18 protein-coding genes, 1 tRNA gene and 1 pseudogene are annotated in these 19,573 nt (G+C 61.5%); 9 read left to right on the forward strand and 11 right to left on the reverse strand.

All coding sequences use genetic code 11. The features are described from left to right. Positions 1 to 42 precede the first annotated feature (42 nt). Genes WP12_RS14415 through ccmB form a run of 3 tightly spaced genes read left to right on the forward strand, consistent with a single transcriptional unit; the run spans position 43 to position 1,687 of the window. Positions 43 to 444 (forward strand): metallopeptidase family protein, encoded by a 402-nt coding sequence (locus WP12_RS14415; protein ID WP_046194364.1) that lies wholly within the window; start codon positions 43 to 45, stop codon positions 442 to 444. Continuing rightward, entirely contained in the window at positions 444 to 1,043 is a 600-nt protein-coding gene (gene ccmA, locus WP12_RS14420) for a heme ABC exporter ATP-binding protein CcmA (RefSeq protein WP_046194365.1), read from the forward strand. The genes WP12_RS14415 and ccmA overlap by 1 nt, the downstream gene beginning before the upstream one ends. Next, complete coding sequence (gene ccmB, locus WP12_RS14425; RefSeq protein ID WP_046194366.1) at positions 1,040 to 1,687, forward strand: heme exporter protein CcmB; 648 nt, start codon at positions 1,040 to 1,042, stop codon at positions 1,685 to 1,687. Before ccmA ends, ccmB begins: the two co-directional genes overlap by 4 nt. Positions 1,688 to 1,749: 62 nt before the next feature. Here ccmB and WP12_RS14430 read toward each other — a convergent pair whose 3' ends face one another. Both WP12_RS14430 and WP12_RS14435 read right to left on the reverse strand, forming a co-directional pair. Beyond that, positions 1,750 to 3,807: a S9 family peptidase gene (locus tag WP12_RS14430; RefSeq protein WP_046194367.1), complete on the reverse strand. Its 2,058-nt coding sequence runs from the start codon at positions 3,805 to 3,807 to the stop codon at positions 1,750 to 1,752. A gap of 2 nt (positions 3,808 to 3,809) precedes the next feature. Continuing rightward, positions 3,810 to 4,310, reverse strand: coding sequence for a hypothetical protein (locus WP12_RS14435; RefSeq protein WP_152664004.1), 501 nt, complete (start codon positions 4,308 to 4,310; stop codon positions 3,810 to 3,812). A gap of 88 nt (positions 4,311 to 4,398) precedes the next feature. On the opposite strand from WP12_RS14435, the gene WP12_RS14440 reads away from it, so the two are divergent. Then, positions 4,399 to 4,475 (forward strand) — tRNA-Arg (locus WP12_RS14440). A 257-nt stretch (positions 4,476 to 4,732) separates the two neighbouring features. On the opposite strand, the gene WP12_RS14445 is transcribed toward WP12_RS14440, so the two are convergent. From WP12_RS14445 to WP12_RS25890, 3 genes are read right to left on the reverse strand one after another with little or no spacing between them, the layout of a single operon-like run. After that, complete coding sequence (locus tag WP12_RS14445) at positions 4,733 to 6,442, reverse strand: recombinase family protein (protein WP_046194369.1); 1,710 nt, start codon at positions 6,440 to 6,442, stop codon at positions 4,733 to 4,735. After that, positions 6,439 to 6,882, reverse strand: a complete 444-nt coding sequence (locus WP12_RS14450; RefSeq protein ID WP_046194370.1) for a DUF2924 domain-containing protein — start codon at positions 6,880 to 6,882, stop codon at positions 6,439 to 6,441. The genes WP12_RS14445 and WP12_RS14450 overlap by 4 nt, the downstream gene beginning before the upstream one ends. Then, positions 6,879 to 7,370, reverse strand: coding sequence for a DUF3489 domain-containing protein (locus WP12_RS25890; RefSeq protein ID WP_046194393.1), 492 nt, complete (start codon positions 7,368 to 7,370; stop codon positions 6,879 to 6,881). Before WP12_RS25890 ends, WP12_RS14450 begins: the two co-directional genes overlap by 4 nt. A 151-nt stretch (positions 7,371 to 7,521) precedes the next feature. Here WP12_RS25890 and WP12_RS24905 point away from each other — a divergent pair, with 151 nt between their 5' ends. Further along, the gene (locus WP12_RS24905; RefSeq protein ID WP_235399146.1) at positions 7,522 to 7,809 is read left to right on the forward strand and encodes a hypothetical protein; all 288 of its coding nucleotides are present in this window, start codon (positions 7,522 to 7,524) and stop codon (positions 7,807 to 7,809) included. Between the two features lie 39 nt (positions 7,810 to 7,848). Here WP12_RS24905 and WP12_RS26480 read toward each other — a convergent pair. Then, positions 7,849 to 8,133: pseudogene (locus WP12_RS26480) on the reverse strand (NADPH-dependent FMN reductase); the annotation flags it as partial. A 240-nt stretch (positions 8,134 to 8,373) separates the two neighbouring features. Then, complete coding sequence (locus WP12_RS14470; RefSeq protein WP_046194373.1) at positions 8,374 to 9,129, reverse strand: SDR family NAD(P)-dependent oxidoreductase; 756 nt, start codon at positions 9,127 to 9,129, stop codon at positions 8,374 to 8,376. 357 nt (positions 9,130 to 9,486) lie between these two features. Here WP12_RS14470 and WP12_RS14475 point away from each other — a divergent pair, with 357 nt between their 5' ends. Both WP12_RS14475 and WP12_RS14480 read left to right on the forward strand, forming a co-directional pair. Next, positions 9,487 to 10,269 carry a GntR family transcriptional regulator gene (locus tag WP12_RS14475; RefSeq protein WP_084691156.1) on the forward strand — a complete coding sequence of 261 codons (783 nt, stop codon included), beginning with the start codon at positions 9,487 to 9,489 and terminating at the stop codon, positions 10,267 to 10,269. Between the two features lie 134 nt (positions 10,270 to 10,403). Further along, positions 10,404 to 10,925, forward strand: a complete 522-nt coding sequence (locus WP12_RS14480) for a VOC family protein (protein WP_046194395.1) — start codon at positions 10,404 to 10,406, stop codon at positions 10,923 to 10,925. A gap of 113 nt (positions 10,926 to 11,038) precedes the next feature. Here WP12_RS14480 and WP12_RS14485 read toward each other — a convergent pair whose 3' ends face one another. After that, positions 11,039 to 12,334: an MFS transporter gene (locus WP12_RS14485; RefSeq protein WP_046194374.1), complete on the reverse strand. Its 1,296-nt coding sequence runs from the start codon at positions 12,332 to 12,334 to the stop codon at positions 11,039 to 11,041. Between the two features lie 213 nt (positions 12,335 to 12,547). Here WP12_RS14485 and WP12_RS14490 point away from each other — a divergent pair, with 213 nt between their 5' ends. Further along, the gene (locus tag WP12_RS14490; RefSeq protein ID WP_160299224.1) at positions 12,548 to 13,756 is read left to right on the forward strand and encodes a cytochrome P450; all 1,209 of its coding nucleotides are present in this window, start codon (positions 12,548 to 12,550) and stop codon (positions 13,754 to 13,756) included. Positions 13,757 to 13,857: 101 nt separating this feature from the next. Continuing rightward, the gene (locus WP12_RS14495) at positions 13,858 to 14,883 is read left to right on the forward strand and encodes an amidohydrolase family protein (protein ID WP_046194375.1); all 1,026 of its coding nucleotides are present in this window, start codon (positions 13,858 to 13,860) and stop codon (positions 14,881 to 14,883) included. 116 nt (positions 14,884 to 14,999) lie between these two features. On the opposite strand, the gene WP12_RS14500 is transcribed toward WP12_RS14495, so the two are convergent. The 3 genes from WP12_RS14500 to WP12_RS14510 all read right to left on the reverse strand — a co-directional run bounded on the left by WP12_RS14500 (position 15,000) and on the right by WP12_RS14510 (position 19,265). Continuing rightward, positions 15,000 to 17,345: a TonB-dependent receptor gene (locus tag WP12_RS14500; protein ID WP_046194376.1), complete on the reverse strand. Its 2,346-nt coding sequence runs from the start codon at positions 17,343 to 17,345 to the stop codon at positions 15,000 to 15,002. A 128-nt stretch (positions 17,346 to 17,473) separates the two neighbouring features. Next, on the reverse strand, positions 17,474 to 18,142 hold the full coding sequence (locus WP12_RS14505) for a cysteine hydrolase family protein (RefSeq protein ID WP_046194377.1): 669 nt from the start codon (positions 18,140 to 18,142) through the stop codon (positions 17,474 to 17,476). A gap of 55 nt (positions 18,143 to 18,197) precedes the next feature. Beyond that, positions 18,198 to 19,265, reverse strand: coding sequence for an SDR family oxidoreductase (locus tag WP12_RS14510; protein ID WP_235399147.1), 1,068 nt, complete (start codon positions 19,263 to 19,265; stop codon positions 18,198 to 18,200). Positions 19,266 to 19,573 lie beyond the last annotated feature (308 nt).

A 19,573-nucleotide genomic window follows, 5' to 3' on the forward strand; every position in this document is an offset into this window, starting at 1 on the left:
GTTACTGGCATGATGCGAATATGCCATCTATGTCGCGGGTAGATGAGCGAAGGTCAAACCATAGCGCCCAGCGCGGAGCGGATCGAGGCGATTGCGCGCGCGGCGATCGCCAAACTTCCCGCTGATTTCATCGCGCATCTCGGCAATGTCGTGCTGCACATCGAGGATTTCGCCGACGACGCCACGCTCGCCGAAATGGGGATCGAGAATCCGTTCGAGTTGACCGGGCTCTATAGCGGGCTGCCGGTCGGATCGAAGTCGGTCGACCATAGCGGGACGATGCCCGACATGATCCACCTGTACCGCCGCGCGATCCTCGATGAGTGGGTCGAGACCGGGGTGACGCTGGAGGCGCTGGTTGCCCATGTCGTGATCCACGAGATCGGGCATCATTTCGGCCTGTCCGACGATGATATGCACCGGCTCGAGGAACTGGCGGGCTGATGGCCGCGCGGCTCGCCTTCGACGCGGTCGCCTGCCTGCGCGGCGAGCGGCTGCTGTTCGAGGATATGCGCTTCGCGCTCGGCGCGGGCGAAGCGGCGCTGCTCACCGGCCCCAATGGCGCGGGCAAATCGAGCCTGATGCGGATCGCCGCCGGACTGCTGCGCCCCTCGGCGGGCGCGGTCGAGCGCGAGGGCGGGGTCGCTTTCACCGGCGAGGCGGCGGCGCTCGACGGGCGGCTTCCGCTCAAACAGGCGCTGCTCTATTGGGCGCGGCTCGACGGGGTCGGCATGCGCGAGGTCGAGGGTGCGCTCGACATGATGGGGATCGCCAATCTCGCGCAGGTGCCCGCGCAGATGCTCTCGACCGGCCAGCGCAAGCGCGCGGCGCTCGCCCGGGTGATCGCCGGGCGCGCGGCGCTGTGGCTGCTCGACGAACCCGGCAACGGCCTTGACGCCGCGTCACTCGACCGGCTGGCGGCAGCGATGGCGATCCATCGCGGGCGCGGCGGCATCGTGATGGTCGCGACGCACCAGCCGCTTGCCCTGCCCGATGCCATGACCATCGCGCTCGGTCAGCCAGGTGGGGGGGCACGGCCATGAACCCCTGGGGCGCGATCATCCTGCGCGACGTGCGGATCGCCTATCAGGGCGGCGGCGCGATGCTGCCGCTGATCTTCTTCCTGCTCGTCGCCACGCTCTTCCCTTTCGCGGTCGGGCCTGACGGTCCACTGCTCGGCCGCGTCGGGGGCGGTGCATTGTGGATGGCCGCCCTGCTCGCCGCGCTGCTGCCGGTCGACCGGCTGATCGCCCCCGACTCCGACAATGGCGTGCTCGATCAATATGCGGTGCGCGGCCTGTCCGACGAGGGGATCGCCGCCGCCAAGATCGTGGCGCACTGGCTGGGCTTCGGCCCGCCGCTGATGATCGCCGCGATCCCTGCCGCCGCGCTGCTCAAGCTCGATGGCGATACCCTGCTCCGGCTCGAACTCGGCCTTGCGATCGGCACCCCGGCGCTCGCCGCGCTCGGCGTGATGACGAGCGCGCTGACGCTGGGCCTGCGCGGCGCGGGCGCGCTCGCGGGTCTCGTGATGCTGCCGCTCGCCGTGCCGCTGCTGATCTTCGGCGCGGGCGCGCTCAACGACAACGGCATGGGCGCGATCAAACTGCTCGCCGCGACCGCGCTGCTGCTGACCGCACTCGCCCCCTTTGCGGCGGGCGCGGCGCTACGGGCCGGGCGGGACTAAAGTTTGTTTCAGCGAAGCTGAAACGGCGGTACCGGCCCGCTTCCACGTAAGTGAAACAAACTCTAGCCCGCGCCCATCTGCGTCAGCACGAAGGCATAGGCTTCGGCGTCCTCGCGCAAGGAATCATAGCGGCCCGATTTGCCGCCATGCCCCGCACCCATGTTGATCTTGAGCAACAGCAGCTCGTTGTCGGTCTTGGTCGCGCGCAGCCGCGCCGCCCACTTCGCCGGCTCCCAATAGGTGACGCGCGGATCGTTGAGGCCGCCGGTGATCAGCATCGGCGGATAGGCTTTCGCCGCGACATTGTCATAGGGGCTGTAGCTGCGGATCAGCTCGAACGCAGCCTTGTCGGTGATCGGATTGCCCCATTCGGGCCATTCGCCCGGGGTCAGCGGCAGATCAGCGTCGAGCATCGTGTTGAGCACGTCGACGAAGGGCACATCGGCGACCACAGCGCCCCACAGATCGGAATCGGTGTTGGCGACGACCCCCATCAGTTCGCCCCCCGCCGATCCGCCGTTGATCGCGATATTGCCGGCGCTGGTCAGCCCCGCCGCGATCAGGCCCTTCGCCGCATCGGAGAAGTCGTGGAAGGTGTTCCAGCGCGCCTCGGCCTTGCCCTGAAGATACCAGTCATAGCCAAGATCATCCCCGCCCCGGATATGCGCAATCGCATAGGCCCAGCCGCGATCGACCATCGACAGACGCACGGTTGAGAAGCCCGGCGGGATCGCATGGCCATAAGCGCCATAGGCATAGAGGAAGAGCTTGCCCGATCCGTCGCGCGAGAATCCCTTGCGATAGAGCACCGACACCGGAATCGTCTTGCCGTCACGCGCCGGCACCATCAGCCGCTCGGTCGCATACAGCGAGGGATCGAAGCCCGAAGGTATCTCCTGCACCTTCCGCGTGGTCAGCGTCCGGGCGACCGGATCATAGTCGAACACCGTCTGCGGCGTGACCATCGACGCATAGTGCAGCCGGTAGGCGGGCGGATCATATTCGGGATTGCCGCCCAGCCCGGCGGTGTAGCTCGCCTCCGGAAAGGCGACGCGATGTTCCTGCCCGTCATAAGCGCGCAGCCGCACCTGATCGAGACCGTCAACCCGCTCGGTCAGCGCCAGATGCCCGGCAAAGCTGGTCAGCCCGCGAATATAGACGCTTTCCGATCCCGCGATCACCGTCTCCCAATTGCCGGGATCGGCCGGGTCGGCGCGCGCGACACGAAAATTGACATGATCGTCGTTGGTCAGGATCCACAATGAGCCATGCGCGCTGTCGACCGAATATTCGCGCTTCGTCTGGCGCGGGCTGACCATGACCGGCGCCGCGCCCGGATCGGCGGCGGGGACGATGCGGACCTCGCTGGTCTGATTGTCGCCGGTGGCGATGATGATCCACTGCCCGTCCTGGGTCTTGCCGACCCCGACGTTGAAGCCCAGTTCCTCGGTTTCCTCATAGAGCGTGGGATCGCCCGCCGCATCGCTGCCGAGGATATGGAGCCGGGCGCGGTAGGTCCGCCAATTGTCGTTGACCTCGGTATAGACGAGGCTCTTCGAATCCGCGCCCCAGGCGACCAGACCGTTGGTGACGAGGCTGACCGTCTCGATATCCTGCCCGGTCGCCAGGTCGCGGATTTTGAGCACGAACCGCTCCGCGCCGTTGGTATCGGCAGACCAGGCGGCCAGCTTTCCGTCGGGGCTGATCGCCAGTACCTGCAACCGGAAATATTCGGCATCCGCCGCCTCAGCGGGTTCATCGACGACGATGCTTTCGGCCCCGCCCGCGACTGGCCGCCGATACCAGATCCGATATTGCCCACCCGGCTTGAACGCCCACCAGTAGAGCCAGTCGCCCTCCTTCTGAGGGACGCTCGCATCATCCTCCTTGAGGCGGCCTTTCATCTCGGCGAACAGCGTGTCGACCAATGCTGCGTGCGGCGCCATCGCCGCCTCGAAATAGGCATTCTCCTCGCGCAGATAGGCGAGGACATCCGCATCGTCGATCACCGGATATTTCTGGTCCCTGAGCCAGGAATAGGGATCGTCGATCGAAATGCCGTGATGGCTGTAGCGATGCGGGCGCAGCGCCGCGACGGGCGGCTTCGACAGGTCTGTCATGATCAGGCGGGCATCAATCCGGCGAGCAGCGCGCGCCCGGCCTCGTCGAGCGCCTGTACCTGCAACCCCGCCTCTGCGGTCGCGGCGGACTCCTCCTCGCGGCCTGCGGCGGTCGCGGCCTCGCGGCGGCGATCGAGCTCGACCAGCGCCTCGCCCACCGGCGCGCGCAGCGACTCGGTGTCGCTATAGGCCTGCTGCCCCGCGACCCAGGCCTCGCTGCCCTCAGGGGCGGTGCGGGAGGCCAGGATCAGGGGCCGCGCCTTCTCGACCGCAGCGCGGAAAGCGGCGTCGGCGGCTTGCGCCCGTGCAACGATCTGCGCGATGTCCGCCGATGCCGGCAGCGGCGCGGGCACGGCGGGCGCGGCGGCGGGCGCGGGATCGGCCTGCATCACCGCGCGCTCGACGGGGCGCGGCGCGAGCGACGGATAGCCGCTGCGCGTGTCGGCGCAGGCGGCAAGGACGGACAGCGCCAGCAGCGCGGCGACGTGGCGGGGTCGGATCATGATCATCGCGCCGGGTCTAGGCTCCGCAGAAAAACTGCGCAACGGGGTTGCACAGCGCGCCCAACCCGACTAGCTAGCCCCCCACAACGCGCCCGTAGCTCAGCTGGATAGAGCATCAGACTACGAATCTGAGGGTCGGACGTTCGAATCGTTCCGGGCGCGCCAACTTTCCCACGCCGTAATCGTGATTTCGAGACTTTCGCCTGAGGGTGAAATTTCTCCCGCTTTTCCGTGGGTTTGCGCGGCGTGATTTTGCGGCTGCGGGACAGAGACGCATTTGGCCGGCGGGCAATGCCTAAAATAGGCCAAAGTCTCTGAGACCCTTTTTGGTGACACACAGAATTTATGGAGCAGATTCGAGGGGGCTCGAATGAAAAAGGGCGACACCGAGGTGCCGCCCGTCATTCTTGGCTGCTGGAGGTTCAGCTGGCAGCGATAATATCGCGTTGTCGCTTCCAGTCCAATGGCAGTTCCGGTGTCCGGATCAGCCTGCGAACCGACAAACCCTCAGTCTGCGATCCTTCGAGAATCGCCATCGTAAGATCGGGAGCTAGGAAGGCAAACCGCGCTAGCCGGGCCAGATCATTCCGAGTTTGATAATCGGAGATCGCTGCCTCGTCCGGAGGGCTGCCGTCGAGGCCGAGCTGTCGCTTTGCTTGATGCGCCTTGGCGATCAGCTCGAGCAGCCTCGGATCACGTCGCGCTGCTACCGCAGGTGCATCGAACTCGATTTTCAGCTTTACGTCATCGCCGCGACGAACCTGCACCGTCGGAATGCCTAGCTCGATGGGCGGCTGATCTAGGTCGGCCCGCTCGATCCCCAGCCCCTGGGCCAAACCGGCATGAGCCATCGTTGCTTCGATACGATCGGTGTAGACCGTCACCTTCAAACCGAGATCGAGATAAAGACCGCGCTGTGCGGAGGGCGCCATCGTCGGGATCGATTGGCGCAGTAACCCGGCTGTCCGCAACAGGTCGGCGATTTCATATCCTTCACTGGCATGCTGCTGGTAGAGCGACATGAGCTGAGCTTGATCCGAAATCAGCCTCTCGAAGCTTTCGATCACCGCCTTCTCGATATCCCTCGCCGTGACCCGGATCGGTCGAGAATGCGGTCCGCCGTCTTCGGCATTGACCGAGTTGTAGTAGCGGTAGCGAATATCGCCGCGCATCGAGTGGCTGGGCGTCATCCGGCGCCCTTCCCCATCCCGGATCATCCCGGCGAGCAGACTGACATCGCGGGCGCCGACCTGATTGCGCCGGTTCAGCCTGTTCGAAGCGAGCTTTTCCTGGACAGCATCGAAAAGCTTCTCATCGACGATCGCATCGTGCTCGCCGGGATAGATCTGCCCCTTATGGACAATCCGACCGAGAAAGATTGGATTTTGGAGGAGGTGATACAGCGCGCTGGCCTTGATGGGCTGACCTCCCCACACCTTCCCGGTTTCATTCCGGTGAACCTTGGAGGTGATGCCCCGCGCACGAAGATCGGCGACGAGGTCGTAGACGTTACCCCACGCGAGATAGCGCTCCATCATCAGCCGAACCGTTTTGGCTTCAGCTTCATTGACGATGAGCTTGCGATCCCGGATGTCGTAGCCCAGCGGACAATTGCCGCCCATCCACATGCCTTTCCGCTTCGAGGCCGCAACCTTGTCTCGAACACGCTCGGAGATCACCTCGCGCTCGAATTGCGCAAAGCTCAGCAGGACGTTAAGCGTGAGCCGCCCCATACTTGTGGTCGTGTTGAACGCCTGTGTGATGCTGACGAAGCTGGCACCCGCCTCATCAAGCACATCCACGATCTTCGCAAAATCCGAGAGCGCCCGGGTAAGGCGGTCGACCTTATACACGACGATTACATCAACCTTGCCGGCTTTCACGTCCGCTAGGATCTGCTTCAGGCCGGGTCGGTCCATATTGCCGCCCGTGAAGCCACCGTCGTCGTAATGGTCAGGCACCAGCATCCAGCCCTCATGCCGCTGGCTCATGATGTAGGCGGCGCAGGCTTCACGCTGGGCATCGAGGCTGTTGAACTCCTGATCCAGTCCCTCTTCCGTCGATTTTCGTGTGTAGATGGCGCAACGGATCTTCTCGCGCTTCTGCGGTTGGACGGGCTTGCTACGGCTCATACGGGCACCTCGGCGGCCTTCGTCAGTCCGAAGAATCGCGGTCCCGACCAATGTGCACCAGTGATCCTGCGGGCGACATCGCTGAGTGAGCCATATCGCTCGTCGCGATACAGGTAGGCGCCATCGAGAATCAGCACCTTATGGGTACTGCCATGCCATTCGCGGATTAGTTGCGTGCCAGGTCGGAGCGTCGCTGATGCCGACGCCCTGATATCCACGCCCTTATCCAATTGCCGAATCATCGCGTCGATTTCGCGAGCCAGCTTGGCGGGCAAGCCACCCTTCGCTTTCTCCTGCAGACGATAAGCGATGGCGAGCGCAAGAAGGCGTGGGCCCAGCGGTGGCGCGGCTCTACCGAAAGTCTGGAGCCACTCGCCACGGAGCTGCGCTGGCGACATAGTCACCAGCGCAGCGAGCGCCTCTTCCAGCTTCCGGCTCATTTCGGTGCCTTGGTGATGCGATACACGCTACCGGCGTCGCTATTCGTGCGGCTGATTTCGTAGCCCTTCTTGCGCAGCCCACTCAGCGCCGCTCGTGCCGAGTGCGGGAGCCAACCGGTTGCCTCAGTTATCTCGGCTAGGGAGGCACCCTCTCGGCGCTTCATAAGGGCAATGACCTGATCCCGTTTGCCGGCCGTCTTTTTAGGTAGTGGAGGCGATGTGCCGTCAGTATCTGCGACTTCTCGGCCAGCATCGTTTAGGTCGGCGCCATACAACTTCGTGTCATCCGCCCGCCAACTCATGGCGGGCTCAGTCACTTCGATCTCATCCGCCAGACCACGGTCGATGAGAAGGCCGGCCGCTTCGCGGACCAGCACGTCATATTTGGCGATGGCCGCAGGGGGCGGCAGCAGCATGCCGTTCTCGATCTTGGCAGCCGATGCGAGCAGGGCTCCCGCTAGGTCGTCGATGTGAAGCGTTTTCGCCATGGAGGTGGTTCCTTTTCCAAGGAGCGGCACCAGCGCCGCTTCCACCACCTGAAGCCCGGCGGACCATCCTGCCGGGGTAGTTCGCCCGCGTACCGGGGCCGCGACTCACTAGCACAGCAATGCTCCCTTCCGAAACGAAGTCGAATGGAATGTGCGGATGTTGAAAATTAGGCTGTTTACTGACTCGTCGCATGCGGCAAGGACCAAATTCATCCATTCGAGTGATCTCCATCTTGGTAAGAGGTTCGGGAACTTCTCCGCCGATCTGCCAGGGCGGTTGAGAGAAGCCCGCCATGCGGTGCTCAGCAAGCTGGCAGAGCACGCCCGGGCGAACGGCGCCGATACCATCTTGCTGGCGGGCGACACGAGTGACATGCGCAAGGCGGGACAGTCCGATCAACGCCGCTCGCAGGGCACGCCGCGTCGGATCGTCAGTTAATTTCCCGCTGATATCAAACTTGGCCGCGGCCGCGTTGATCAGCACTTCTAATCCCCGAAGGACATGCACGCCGGTAATCGACAGCACCTGCCGGAGCTGATAGTTCGCCAGCGCCGTTCCCAGCGCTCCTGGCCCGACACCCGTAACGAACGCAGGCTTTCCGCTAAGCGGGCGCTCCGCGGCACGCGATACCCAGTCGATGGCATTTTTCAGTACGCCCGAGAAAGATCGATTATATTCGGGCGTCGCAAAAATCAGCGCATCCGCTTCGGATATGGCTTTACACAAAGCAGCGACGGATGGCGGCAGCCCGGATGACCGCACTCGTCGTCGTGAGGAGGAATATCTGAGAGAGAGTCATAAATCTGGATATCCATGCCGCTGGGGGCAAGCCCCTGCATATTCCTGAGAACAGCTGTTTTGAAAGCAGCTTTCTCAGGCTTCCGGAAATCCCGAGCATCTGAATGGCCTTAATGTCGGTCACTATCATCTCGCTCAATTCTTCGCGCCTTACATGGGGGCGGATCGTCAGAAATCGATACAGTTCCGTAGAGGCGGACCTCGTCAGCGCATGAGCATACCGCCGTTGATGTCGATACAAGCGCCGTTAATATAGGCGGCCTCAGGCGTCGCGAGAAACGCGATCGCCGCCGCTACTTCGCTAGGCCGACCTGCCCGTTCCGCGATAGATTTTCCGAAGTAATCGGCGTCCTTGTCGGGCGACATGACGCCGCGCAGCATGGGCGTGTCAATTGCGCCAGGGGCGACCGCGTTCACCGTCATCCCATGTTCCGACGCCTCGCCAGCGGCGACTTTCGTCAGCGAGAGCACAGCTCCCTTTGACGTCACATAAGACGGGGGACCATTTCGCGCTAGCATCTGCGCCGCCATCGACGCGACCAGGATGACACGACCATTGTCGACCGGCATGACCGCGCGGCGCCGGAATATCTCCCGAAGACAAAGGAAGGGTCCGCGCGCGTTGACCGCCATGACATGATCCCAGCTTTCGATTGTGATCGTCTTAATCGTCGGCCGTGCGTTGTTTATGAAGCCCGAGACACCGGCAGCGACGACCAGGATCGCGATCGGCCCGCTCGCCCTCTCGACGGTGTCGAACAGCGCTGCCACGCTAATCTCGTCGCAGACGTCCACCGCATGGCCGAAATGGCCTTCGCCTTCAAGTCCGGCAGCGATCGACGCCGCCTTTTCAAGGTTCAGATCGGCTACGACTACCGTAACGCCGTTGGCCGCTAGAGCCTCCGCCGAAGCCGCGCCGATTCCGCTCGCACCCCCGACCACTAAAGCCAAACGCGTCATAAGAACTTCTCCAAAAATGCTGTCCGGCCGTGCGGAACGGCCCCCATGGTTGCTTCAGCCCCGCGCATCGTCACTCAACCGCGATTGCCGTGCCGCCGCGATCCATTGGCTGATCAACGCAACTTTTCCTGTCAGCATGACCAACGAATTCTCTCCTTATTACGTGCCGAACATCCCGCTCCGGCCGAAAAGCGCATGGCGCCGGCCGCATTCCGGCGAGGCCGTTTTGCGTCTTTGTATGCAATAGTCAATGCGACTGCCTTTTCGCGCCGTGCGAAGAGCGTTACAACAATGATCAAAAAGGCTTTTGCATGCACAGATCGACGATCTATGCTTGGCCGATCATAGAGACCCGCAATGACTGATCCTGAAACTGCTCTGCAAACGATGCCCACACGGCAACAGGCCGTCGTGGACCAACTCCGCGAAATGGTCATGGACGGCCAGTTCGCAGAAGGCGATCGGCTGCTCGAAGTCCCGCTGAGCAAGCGACTCAACGTTTCCCGCACACCGATCCGCGAAGCCCTGATCGTCCTGGCCGAGGATGGGTTGATCGAGTACCGGCCCAATCGCGGCTATGTCGTGCGCAGCTTCACGCTGCCCTACATCATGGATGCCTACACGGTTCGTGAGACGCTCGAGGGGCTGGCATGCCGGCTGGCAGCAGAAAAGGGCATCGATACACCCATGCGGGACGCCTTGAGACGCTGCCTTGAGGACGGTGACCGGCTGTTGGCGGACGACAGGCTCAGCCCGTCCGCGCGCGAGCCGTGGGGAGAGGTCAACGACCGGCTTCACCGGCTGATCATCGCCGCAGCCGATAATATACCGCTCGCACAAGCGCTGACGTCCGCAACGAACATTCCATATTCGTCGAGCAGGGTCGTGCATTGGTTCGCTGAAGGCGATCTTGCGGGGCTTTTCCAGTTGCGCACCGTCCACGCGCAGCATCACGCAATCGTCGATGCGATCTGCAAAGGCGAAGGCTATCGCGCCGAAACCGTGATGCGCGGCCATATCGGCTATGCCGCCGATCACATCCGGGCAAAGTTCACGAATTGCGGCTCCGAGGCGCCAGCGAAGATCAAAAAGGCTATCGCTCCGCCGAAACGAAGCGCGAAAACCCGTCGCAAACGCTGAAAAGAGGTTGTCACACCGGCCTTTCGTCAATCGGTGCGGAGCCGCGGTTTGCAGCGCTCGCCGGTAGCGCGCTTGACCAGCATCAATAATGTATGCAAAATCTGCGCCTGTCCGGAAGGAAGAAGGCGCTCATCATGCTTCGCCGATTCAATCATGTGGCGTTTCGTTGCACGAATGCCCGCGAGACCACTGACTTCTATACCAAGGCCCTAAAACTTCCTTTCGCGCATGCCGTGACGAACGACATCGTTCCGTCGATCCAGCAATATTGCCCGCATATCCATATCTTCTTCGAGCTAGATGACGGCAGCTACATTGCCTTCTTCGAAGTCCCGCTGGCAGCGCCGGCCATACCGGACCGGAATACACCGTCCTGGGTGCAGCATATCTCGTTTGATGTTGCCGACGACGCATGCCTGGCGACCGGCAAGGCGCGGCTGGAACAATATGGCGTTGATGTGCTGGGGCCCGTCGATCATGGTTTTGCGCATTCGATCTACTTCTTCGATCCTAATGGCCACCGGCTGGAAATGACCTATTGGGTCGAGAACCGGCCGGAGGATTTCGATCGCTATCGCGCCGAAGCCGAAGCGCTCCTCGACGCATGGGAAACGCGCAAGAAGACGGGTTTCGAGAGCCGTCCGGTCGACGCCTGAGCGCGATCGGCCCGCTTGCTCCGCGACGTCCGAAATCTGCGCTCGCAGAGGCTTGAGACGGGCCGCAGCCATACCCTATAGACATCGCCCGGCGAGGGCCGGACCGGGAGACCTCACGCCGCAGCGCGACGCCACAGGTTCCTTCGAGCTACCTCAAAGGACAATATCCCGATCGGGCAGGTCGCCGCCGCCATCAGCGCAAGACCGATACCGACGCTATTGTCGGCTGACGCGTCAAGATAAAGACCGATCAGCAGCGGGCCGAGGGTGTAGGATATCAGCCCGACGACAAGAAGATGGAGCGCGATCAGCCGCGCCTGCATGCGCGGCGGGGTTATGTCCTGGATCAGCATCGAGGCCAGCACGGTCGTCGGCGGGATGAGGGCGAAGACGCCCAGCGCAAGTCCCGCAAGCGCAAGGCCGAGAGAGTGCGAGACAACGACCAGTGCAGCGCCGACCCCACCCACGAGGGTACAGGCGAGCATCATGATCAATGGGCCGTCATGCCGATCCGAACTGATGCACTTGCCGGAAAGGAAGGCCCATGTGAACGCACCGGCAAGTCCGGCTGGCATTCCGACAAGACCGAAATAATAGCCTGCGGTAGCGGGCTCGAGCGCATGATCGCGGGTAAGCAGCGTGGTCGCCCACACCATCGTCCCCAGCAGCTGGATACCCACCACGGCCATGCCGACGAAAAAAGCGAGATAGAAGCGCCAGCGATCTCGCAGATAGGCGACCACATCGCCGATGCTGCTGCGCTCACCAGCCGGTTCGCCGACGACGGCGCGGCGCGTCGGTTCCTTCACCAAGATCGCGAACAAGACCGCAAGACCGACGCCCGGCACGCCCACAATGATGCATGTCAGCCGCCACGGCTCGAGATCCACGGTACCGCTCCAATGTGTCGCGAGCTGGAGCGCCGCCGCTCCGAGGATGAACGCAGCTGTCGACATGACGTTCGCGACCGCGGAATAGATGGCCACCGGAAAAGCGCGCTCCTCCGGCTCGAAAAGATCGCCGATCATCGAAATCGCAGCTGGGGTTAGGACGGCCTCACCCATCGCCACCCCGGCCCGCGCGAGTAGAAGCTGAGGAAAATCCGCTGCGAAACCCGATAGCACCGTGCTCAGCGACCATATCACCACGCCAAAGACGACGATCCGTTTTCGCACACCATTGTCGAGCAAGTGCGCCATAGGCAGACCCACCAGCGAATATAACAGTGCAAAGCCGATGCCCAGCAGTAGGCCCATCTGCGTAGCATTGAGGCCCAGCGACTTCGTTACCGGATCGGCCAATAGCGCGAGCAGATACCGATCCACCATCGAAAGCGCGTAGAGAAGGCACAGCATCAACACTGTCAGCCACGCGCGAAACATCTGACGCTGCGGAAAGCCCCCGGCCATATTCTCTCCCTGCTGAGCGCCCCGCGCTCGATACTTACGCAGAGCATGGCAGCTCGACGGCCGCAACACCGTAGGGTTCAATAACATAGTATGCAATCTGTATGATTTCGCTGAAATGCGGCTTGACAAACACCCGAAGAATCTCTGTTTGTATGCAAATAACGGGTGCATGAACCAACCCGCCCGAAAATTCTGAACTCCTGGAGGGTGTTTGTGCTCGAAACTGTTGATCTGGACGATCCCAATTTTCTCAACGATCGCAGGGGTAGCTACCGGAAATTGCGGACGGAATCGCCGGTCGCGTTGGCCAATATGAATGGCGAGCCAGCTGTCGTCGTGACACGCTACAACGAAGTCTCGAACATTCTGCAAAATCCGGATCTGTGCGTTCAGCCGGCGGCCAATGCCTTTCCGGCGCGGATCGGCAACGGCCCAGCCGCACATTTCTACAAACTCTCCATCGTCAGCCTGGATGCGCCTGATCACACCCGCCTACGCAAGATATTGACCCCCGTGTTCAGCCCAGGCGCGGTCGCGCGGATGACCGAGTGGATGACTGAGATCATTGATCGCCGGCTCGAGGAAATCAGCGGCGAGACAGAAATCGACGTTGTCTCCCGACTTGGCGAGACGATCCCGGCGGACGTGGCCTGTCGATTGCTGCACGTCCCCGAAGCCGATATCGGCATGATGATCGACAGGGCCAACGACATCAATGCCATCTTCAGTCAGGGCGATCTCGACGCCGAGACGCTGGCGCGCACCGATGCCGCAGGCAAGTTCTTCGTCGACTATTTCGAGGAGCATATCAGGGCGAAGCGCGGCCTTCCCGAAAAGGATTTCATGGGCGCTCTGCTCAACGCTGAAGAAGCTGGAGCGCTGGATAAGGAGGAACTCACCTCCGCGATCGTCGATGCGTTCATCGGCAGCTACCATACGACGATGGTGGGGCTGACAAATGCTGTGAACGCGCTTTCGCTGTTCCCCGATCAGCAGCGCGTGCTCCGCGAGGATCCGTCGCTGGGCGCGCGCGGCTGGGAAGAAGTGTTGCGGTTTGAGCCGCCATCCCATTTCCGCCATCGCTACGTCCGGGAACCGTTCACCATATTGGGCCACGAAGTTCAGCCGGGCGTTCGCATCCTGCTGGGCTTGGCGTCGGCAAATTGGGACGGAGATGTCTACGAAGATCCGGATGTGTTCAACATCGAGCGTCCGTCGATACGCCACATGTCGTTCGGCGGCGGCCGCCACTTCTGCCTCGGCTCGCAGATTTCGAGGCTGGAGGGCAAGATCTTCCTGCCGCGCTTCGTCCAGACCTTCTCGGATTTCGGCCTGGCCGGTGAGGCCGAGCCTCGCCAGATGGGTGATCTGAGCTTCGTCTATTCCACCAAGCTCAACGTGGCGCTCACTCCGAGCCACTGACCAGAGATCCGGTGTGATCATTACCGGGCCCGTCATCGTGTCGCGTTGGCGGGCCCTAACCTATCCAGAATGTCTGAAGCGATTATCGGGAGTCTAAAGTAATGTCCGATCCGAACAGCTGGCGCGATCTGGTTCAGGAAGACGCGCTGGAACGCGATCTCCCCATCATCGATTCCCATCATCATATCTGGCCCGTCGCTCCCGCACCCGGGCTCGAAAACTGGGATGTGCCGGACTTGCGGTCGTACAAGCGCAACTGCGGCCACAACATCGTCGCGACGGTGTTCTGTGAGGCGCACGCCAATTATCGCACCGATGGCCCGGAGGCCTTGAGGCCGGTCGGCGAAACCGAATATGTAAATCGCGTCGGCGAAGAGGCCGAGCAGGAAGGAGGCAAGCTTTCCGGGCTCTGCGCGGCGATCATCGCCAATGCTGATCTGATGCTGGGCGCGGACGTGGCGGCGGTACTCGACGCGCACCGCGCCGCGTCACCCAAAAGGCTGCGTGGAACCCGGTACATGACAGCCAATGACGCCGACATACCGATGCCGCCGCCGTTCGATACCGAGCCGGGCATGATGGGCCGCGCTGCATTCCGTGCCGGCTTCGAACAGGTCGCGAAGCGTGGCCTGTCCTACGATGCTTTCATACTCCATCCTCAGCTCCCCGAAGTCGCCGATCTCGCACGGTCATTCCCTGATACGAAGATCATCATCGACCATGTCGGCGGGCCGGTCGGCATCGGCCGGTTCAACGGCACCGCAGCGAGCTTCGACGAGTGGAAGGATGGAATGGCCGCATTCGCCGCCCAGAAGAACAGCTTCGTCAAACTCGGCGGCCTGCACCTCTGGTTCACCGGCATGGGCCGCGTCGGCGCCGAGCGGCCACGCACCTCGATCGAGATCGCCGAGATCCATGGCGAACATATTCTGACCGCTATCGACCTGTTCGGTGCGGATCGCTGCATGTTCGAAAGCAATTTCCCGGTCGATCGCATGGATACCGGCGCGACCATATTGTGGAACGCCTTCAAGCGGATCACCGCACAGCTTGATCCGGCAGATCGCGCCCAGCTTTTCAGCGGCACTGCGGCCCGTGTCTATGGGCTGGACCAAACGGGCGGGTGATCGACCGGCGATAGGAGCCTCGCTCCCTCGACGCGAAAAGGGCGACGGCATCTTCATGCCGCCGCCCTTTTGCTTTCGCCGGCACGAGATCGCAGTCCCGTGCCGGTGGTAGTTCCTTAAAAGCGCGTCGAAAGCTGCAGGCCGATCGTCCGTGTCTGCTCGGGATAGGCCAGGGTTGCGCCGGGTGCCGTGGAAACAGTGAAGCGATAACCCGCCGTCCGCGTATTGGTCAGGTTCTTGCCGATGACGGCCACGTCCCAGCGCCCATCGGAAGACCCGATCGAAACGCGCGCATCATATTTCTCGAACGCCTTCTGGCTGGTCAACGGATCAGCCGTCGCCTGCATGAAATAGCTCGAGCTCATGAACGCCGTCCCCTGAAGGCGCATGATCAGCGTGTCCGACAGAGGCTGAGTGAAGTCGGCGGTGAACGATCCGCTATATTTGGGCGAAAAGGTCCGGCGCTTCCCGCTCATGTCCTGGATACAGGGCGCGGGACGCTGGGCTACCTGCTGGATGGTGCAGACGCCGTTGGTATAGGAGCTGTATCTCGCATTCAGATAGGCGAAGTTCCCAATCAACCTTAGACCGCTCGTCACGCGGAGGGTCGATTCCAGTTCGACGCCCTTCGATCGCGACTTGGCTGCGTTGGAAACGAAGGGAATGCCGGTGCCCACGCCCGCACCGGGGAGCGTCACGGTCTCCTGCAGATCCTTGTACTTGCTCAGGAACAGCGCGACGTTGACGGTCAGCCGCTTGTCGAACCATGCGCTTTTCACGCCGACCTCGAAAGCATCGACATTTTCGGGGCGGAAGTCCGACGACACCGTTCCAACGGTGTAGCCGCCAGCCTTGAAGCCCTTCGTGTAGGTCGCATAGGTCATCGCATCGCGACCGACATCATATTGCGCGCCGATCGTGGGCATCAGCTTCTTGTCGCTACGCGCGGGGCGCGCGAAGTCACCTGGCGTAAAGCCCAATGCGCCGATGATAGCCGCCTGACCAGCCGTCGTGGTCGGCGTGAAATTGCCTGGTCCTGGCAAGCCGCCTTCGATCGCTGCCGAGGCCGACCCCGCTTGGGTCGAGCGCCGAACATCCTTGTCGATCATCGAATAGCGCAATCCACTGTTAATCCGCAGACTGTCCCCTAGCCGCAGCGTCGCAGCCGCGAAAACCGACTTGGTCTCGGCTTTCTCCTTACTGCGCGAGAAGAAGACCACGGGTGCCGTAGCTGGCAGCGCGCCGCCAGTCGCCGCGCCCAGTCTCACGAAATAGGCGCCAAGATAATTGTCGACCGAATAGTTGGCGTTCGCGTAGTAGGCGCCGACCATATATTCCAGCTTCTCGCCAGTCGCGGACTGCAGTCGGACTTCCTGCGAGATCTGCGTGTAGCGCTCGAGATAGCGTACCGGCAGGACAAATCGCGTGCCGACCGCAGATGCCGTTGCAGCGACAGGAACGAGATCGGTGATCTGGTCATATTTGTGATGATAGTAGCCGCTGGTGAAGATCAGGCTGGGGCCACCCAGATCGATCTCGGCGGTGGTCGCATTCTCGACGAAGTTCATGTTGAAGAAGCCAAGCTGGGCATCACTCTCGCCATTAAGCTTGCTGTCGGCCGCGGGCCCTTTGGCCGCCAGGTAGGAGGCACAGGCACCGCGCGGCGCGCCGAAGATGGCGTTCGGCGGACAGCCCAGCAACTCGACGTTGAAGTTCTCATTGTCGCGCATCTTGCCGACATCAAGCCGCGACGTGATTTTCACGGTGTCGCTGGGCGACCAGGATACCGACGCACGACCATATTTATCGTCGAGATTGGGTCCCTTACTACCAAGATAATTATTCTTGATGTAGCCTTTCATCCCGCTCCAGCGGCCAGCAAGTCGGAACGACAGATCGTCAGTCGCAGGCAAGGTGATGCCTGCGTCGAGCGTATATTCGCCAGGGCCCGGCGCGTAGTAAGCCTGTGCATTGGCCTCAAACTCCTTACCGGGCTTACGTGTGGTCACGCTGATCGCACCGGCGATGGCGTTGTTGCCGAAGAAAGTCGTCTGCGGGCCACGTAGCACTTCGACACGCTCGATATCGTACAGCATCAGGCGCGATGATTTGGATCGCGCATGATAGATGCCGTCCACAAAGGTCGCCACCGACTGTTCGAAGCCGGTATTGGCGCCCGAGGTAACACCGCGAATGGCCATCGTATCCGATGACGGGTTCTGCGCGATCCGGAAGTTCGGGATCCGGTAGCTGAGATCCTCCATATTCTTGATGCTGCCCCGTGCGAGTTCGGAGCCCATGGTAACGTTAGCTGAAACCGGCACATCGCTCAGCGCTTGTTCGCGACGCTGCGCCGTGACGACGATCTCGCCGTCGGTCTCAATCTGCGTCGCCTGCGCATGGGCCGCTTGGCTGCACAATGCGGACGACCCCAAAAGGATTCCTAGTATCTCTTTTTTCATTACACCCTCCCCACTTCATATTTTCGAACGAAAAGCCGAGTTGAGGATCGAGACCTGAGTCGATCCTCATCGTTGCGGTGAGACGGGTCGATCGCTCCTCTCCTGACGATCGGCCCCGCCTTTCCGCGCTATTGTGATCCTAGTTCCCGAACCGCGACGTCGGACGTGGTCACGCGTGCGAAATGCGGAAGGATCGTGGTCATCGTCGCTTCGGAATAGGCGCCGAACATCCGATCGGTGCAGTCCGAGAGAACGCACACGCCATAGTCCTTCTCACTCGCGGTCCTGGCGGTCATCTCGATGCCGAGGTTCACGGCCAGCCCGACGAGGATGATGATATTCCGGTCAAGATTGCGGAGAAGCGGCTCGAACTCGGTGCTGGTAAAGGGATCGACCTTGCAGTTTTCTAGGACGAATTCGTCCCGAGTGAGGTCGGGTTCGAGCTCTTGCAAAACCCCAGCCCCCCAGGTTCCGCGCACAGCTAGATTCAGCTTGTCGGCGCCCATCGATTTCGAAGGCCCGCGCGCATAGCCATCCCGCCGCATCCGAAGCTCCGGATGTCCAGGGCGGAAGGACTCATTATGGTAGATCAGCGGCACGCCCTTGGAACGGCATGTCGCGATCAGATTCTTGATGCGCTCCAGGACGTTGGGAACCGGCAGGTTGGATCTGGTCAGCTCGTAGAACGCGCCCTCGGGGTGCCAGAAGTCATTCTGCATATGGGTCAGAACCAACACGCAGTCATCCACCGGTAACGGCGGATAGTCGAAGGGGGGCGGTGCGAACGCGTCGCTCATTGCAAACCTTTCTGATGAATCCTGCCGTAGGTCGCAGGGACAAGCGAACCCGACGTCATCGCGGAAGATGGCGCAGGTCCTGCATCTCCTTGATGTAATCGATGAACATGTCCTCGCTGTCGCGGCAGTCGTGGAAGCCGGACTGGCGAAGCTTGATCGTACTGACGATCGGCGGGGGCTCTTGATTGCCCATACGGAAGATGAAATCGATGCTCTGCCAGTTACCCTTGACCTCGTCATAGGTCAGCGGCGCGAGGTCGTATTTCTTGACCATATTGTCCCACAGCGGCCCCTTGTCCGCCATCATGTCATCAAGGCAGATCGACTGTGGTCTGTCGATTTCCATACCGAAATGGCGCGCGAGCTTCGGGAACAAATTGTTCCAGTCGAGCACGTCGCCATTGGCTATGTTGAAGACCTGGTTGGCCGACTTGTCGAGATTGTGGGCGCCCCATGCCATCGCGCCAGCAACGATGCGCGCATCTACCAACTCGACCAGTCCGGCATAGAGATTGGCTGAAAAGCGAAGCGGCAGTCCGAGCTCGCGCGAGATGGCGCAATAAACCGCGATCGACTGGACCATGTTGATCGGAGCGCCCGGACAGACGCCGCATACGATCTGAGGACGGTAGATGCTCCACGACCAGTTCTTGCCCTTCTGCGCCTCGAAAATATAATCCTGCTGCGCGTGGTAGAAGCTCGGCGGGAAATGCATAGCGTCGCTCTCTCGCGCAGGCACCTTGATAGGGCCGAGGTGCACACCGTAGGCCTTGGTGCCCTGCAGGAAGGCGAAATTCTCGAGCGGCGCGCCCGACGCCTCAATCGCTTCAAGCGCATTGCGCATCATCGCCAGATTGGTGCCGATATGGTCCTGACCGGTCCATGCCTCTGCCATGCGCGGCAGATCCAGGATCGCGGAATAGACCACGTGGGTGACGTCGCCATGTTTGGCGAACGCCTCCTTCGTCGCGGCGCCATCGAGCAGATCGACGCACACATAATCGGCCCTCGTCGGGACTGTCGGCGGCTTGCGCGAGGTACCAAGGACATCCCAGTCGGGATGATGGTCGAGGAAATATTCCATCAAATTCCAGCCGACCGGTCCGCGGGCGCCGATAATCATCAATTTCTTCTTCGCGGACATGTAGACGACTCTCCCCTGGTGGTACGATTATCGATCGGCACGACCCGCTCGAAGCTCGCCGCCGACTGCTGGCTATATGCATACATCCATCATGCATACAATCAAGCAGAAACCGTCTTTCGTTATCATCGCCTGCATCGGCGAAGTCGAGACTGTCCTGTGTTCACAATTTTAATATATAAATCAATATTTTAGTAAATAAGACACGCCGCTTTCCCTATGCGTGGGCGGCGCATGTTGAACGGCAGCCCGCTTCGGCGATTGACAGTGATTTCATGATATATGTA

The sequence above is a fragment of the Sphingomonas sp. SRS2 genome (assembly GCF_000971055.1).
In the GTDB taxonomy this organism is placed as follows: Bacteria; Pseudomonadota; Alphaproteobacteria; order Sphingomonadales; family Sphingomonadaceae; genus Rhizorhabdus.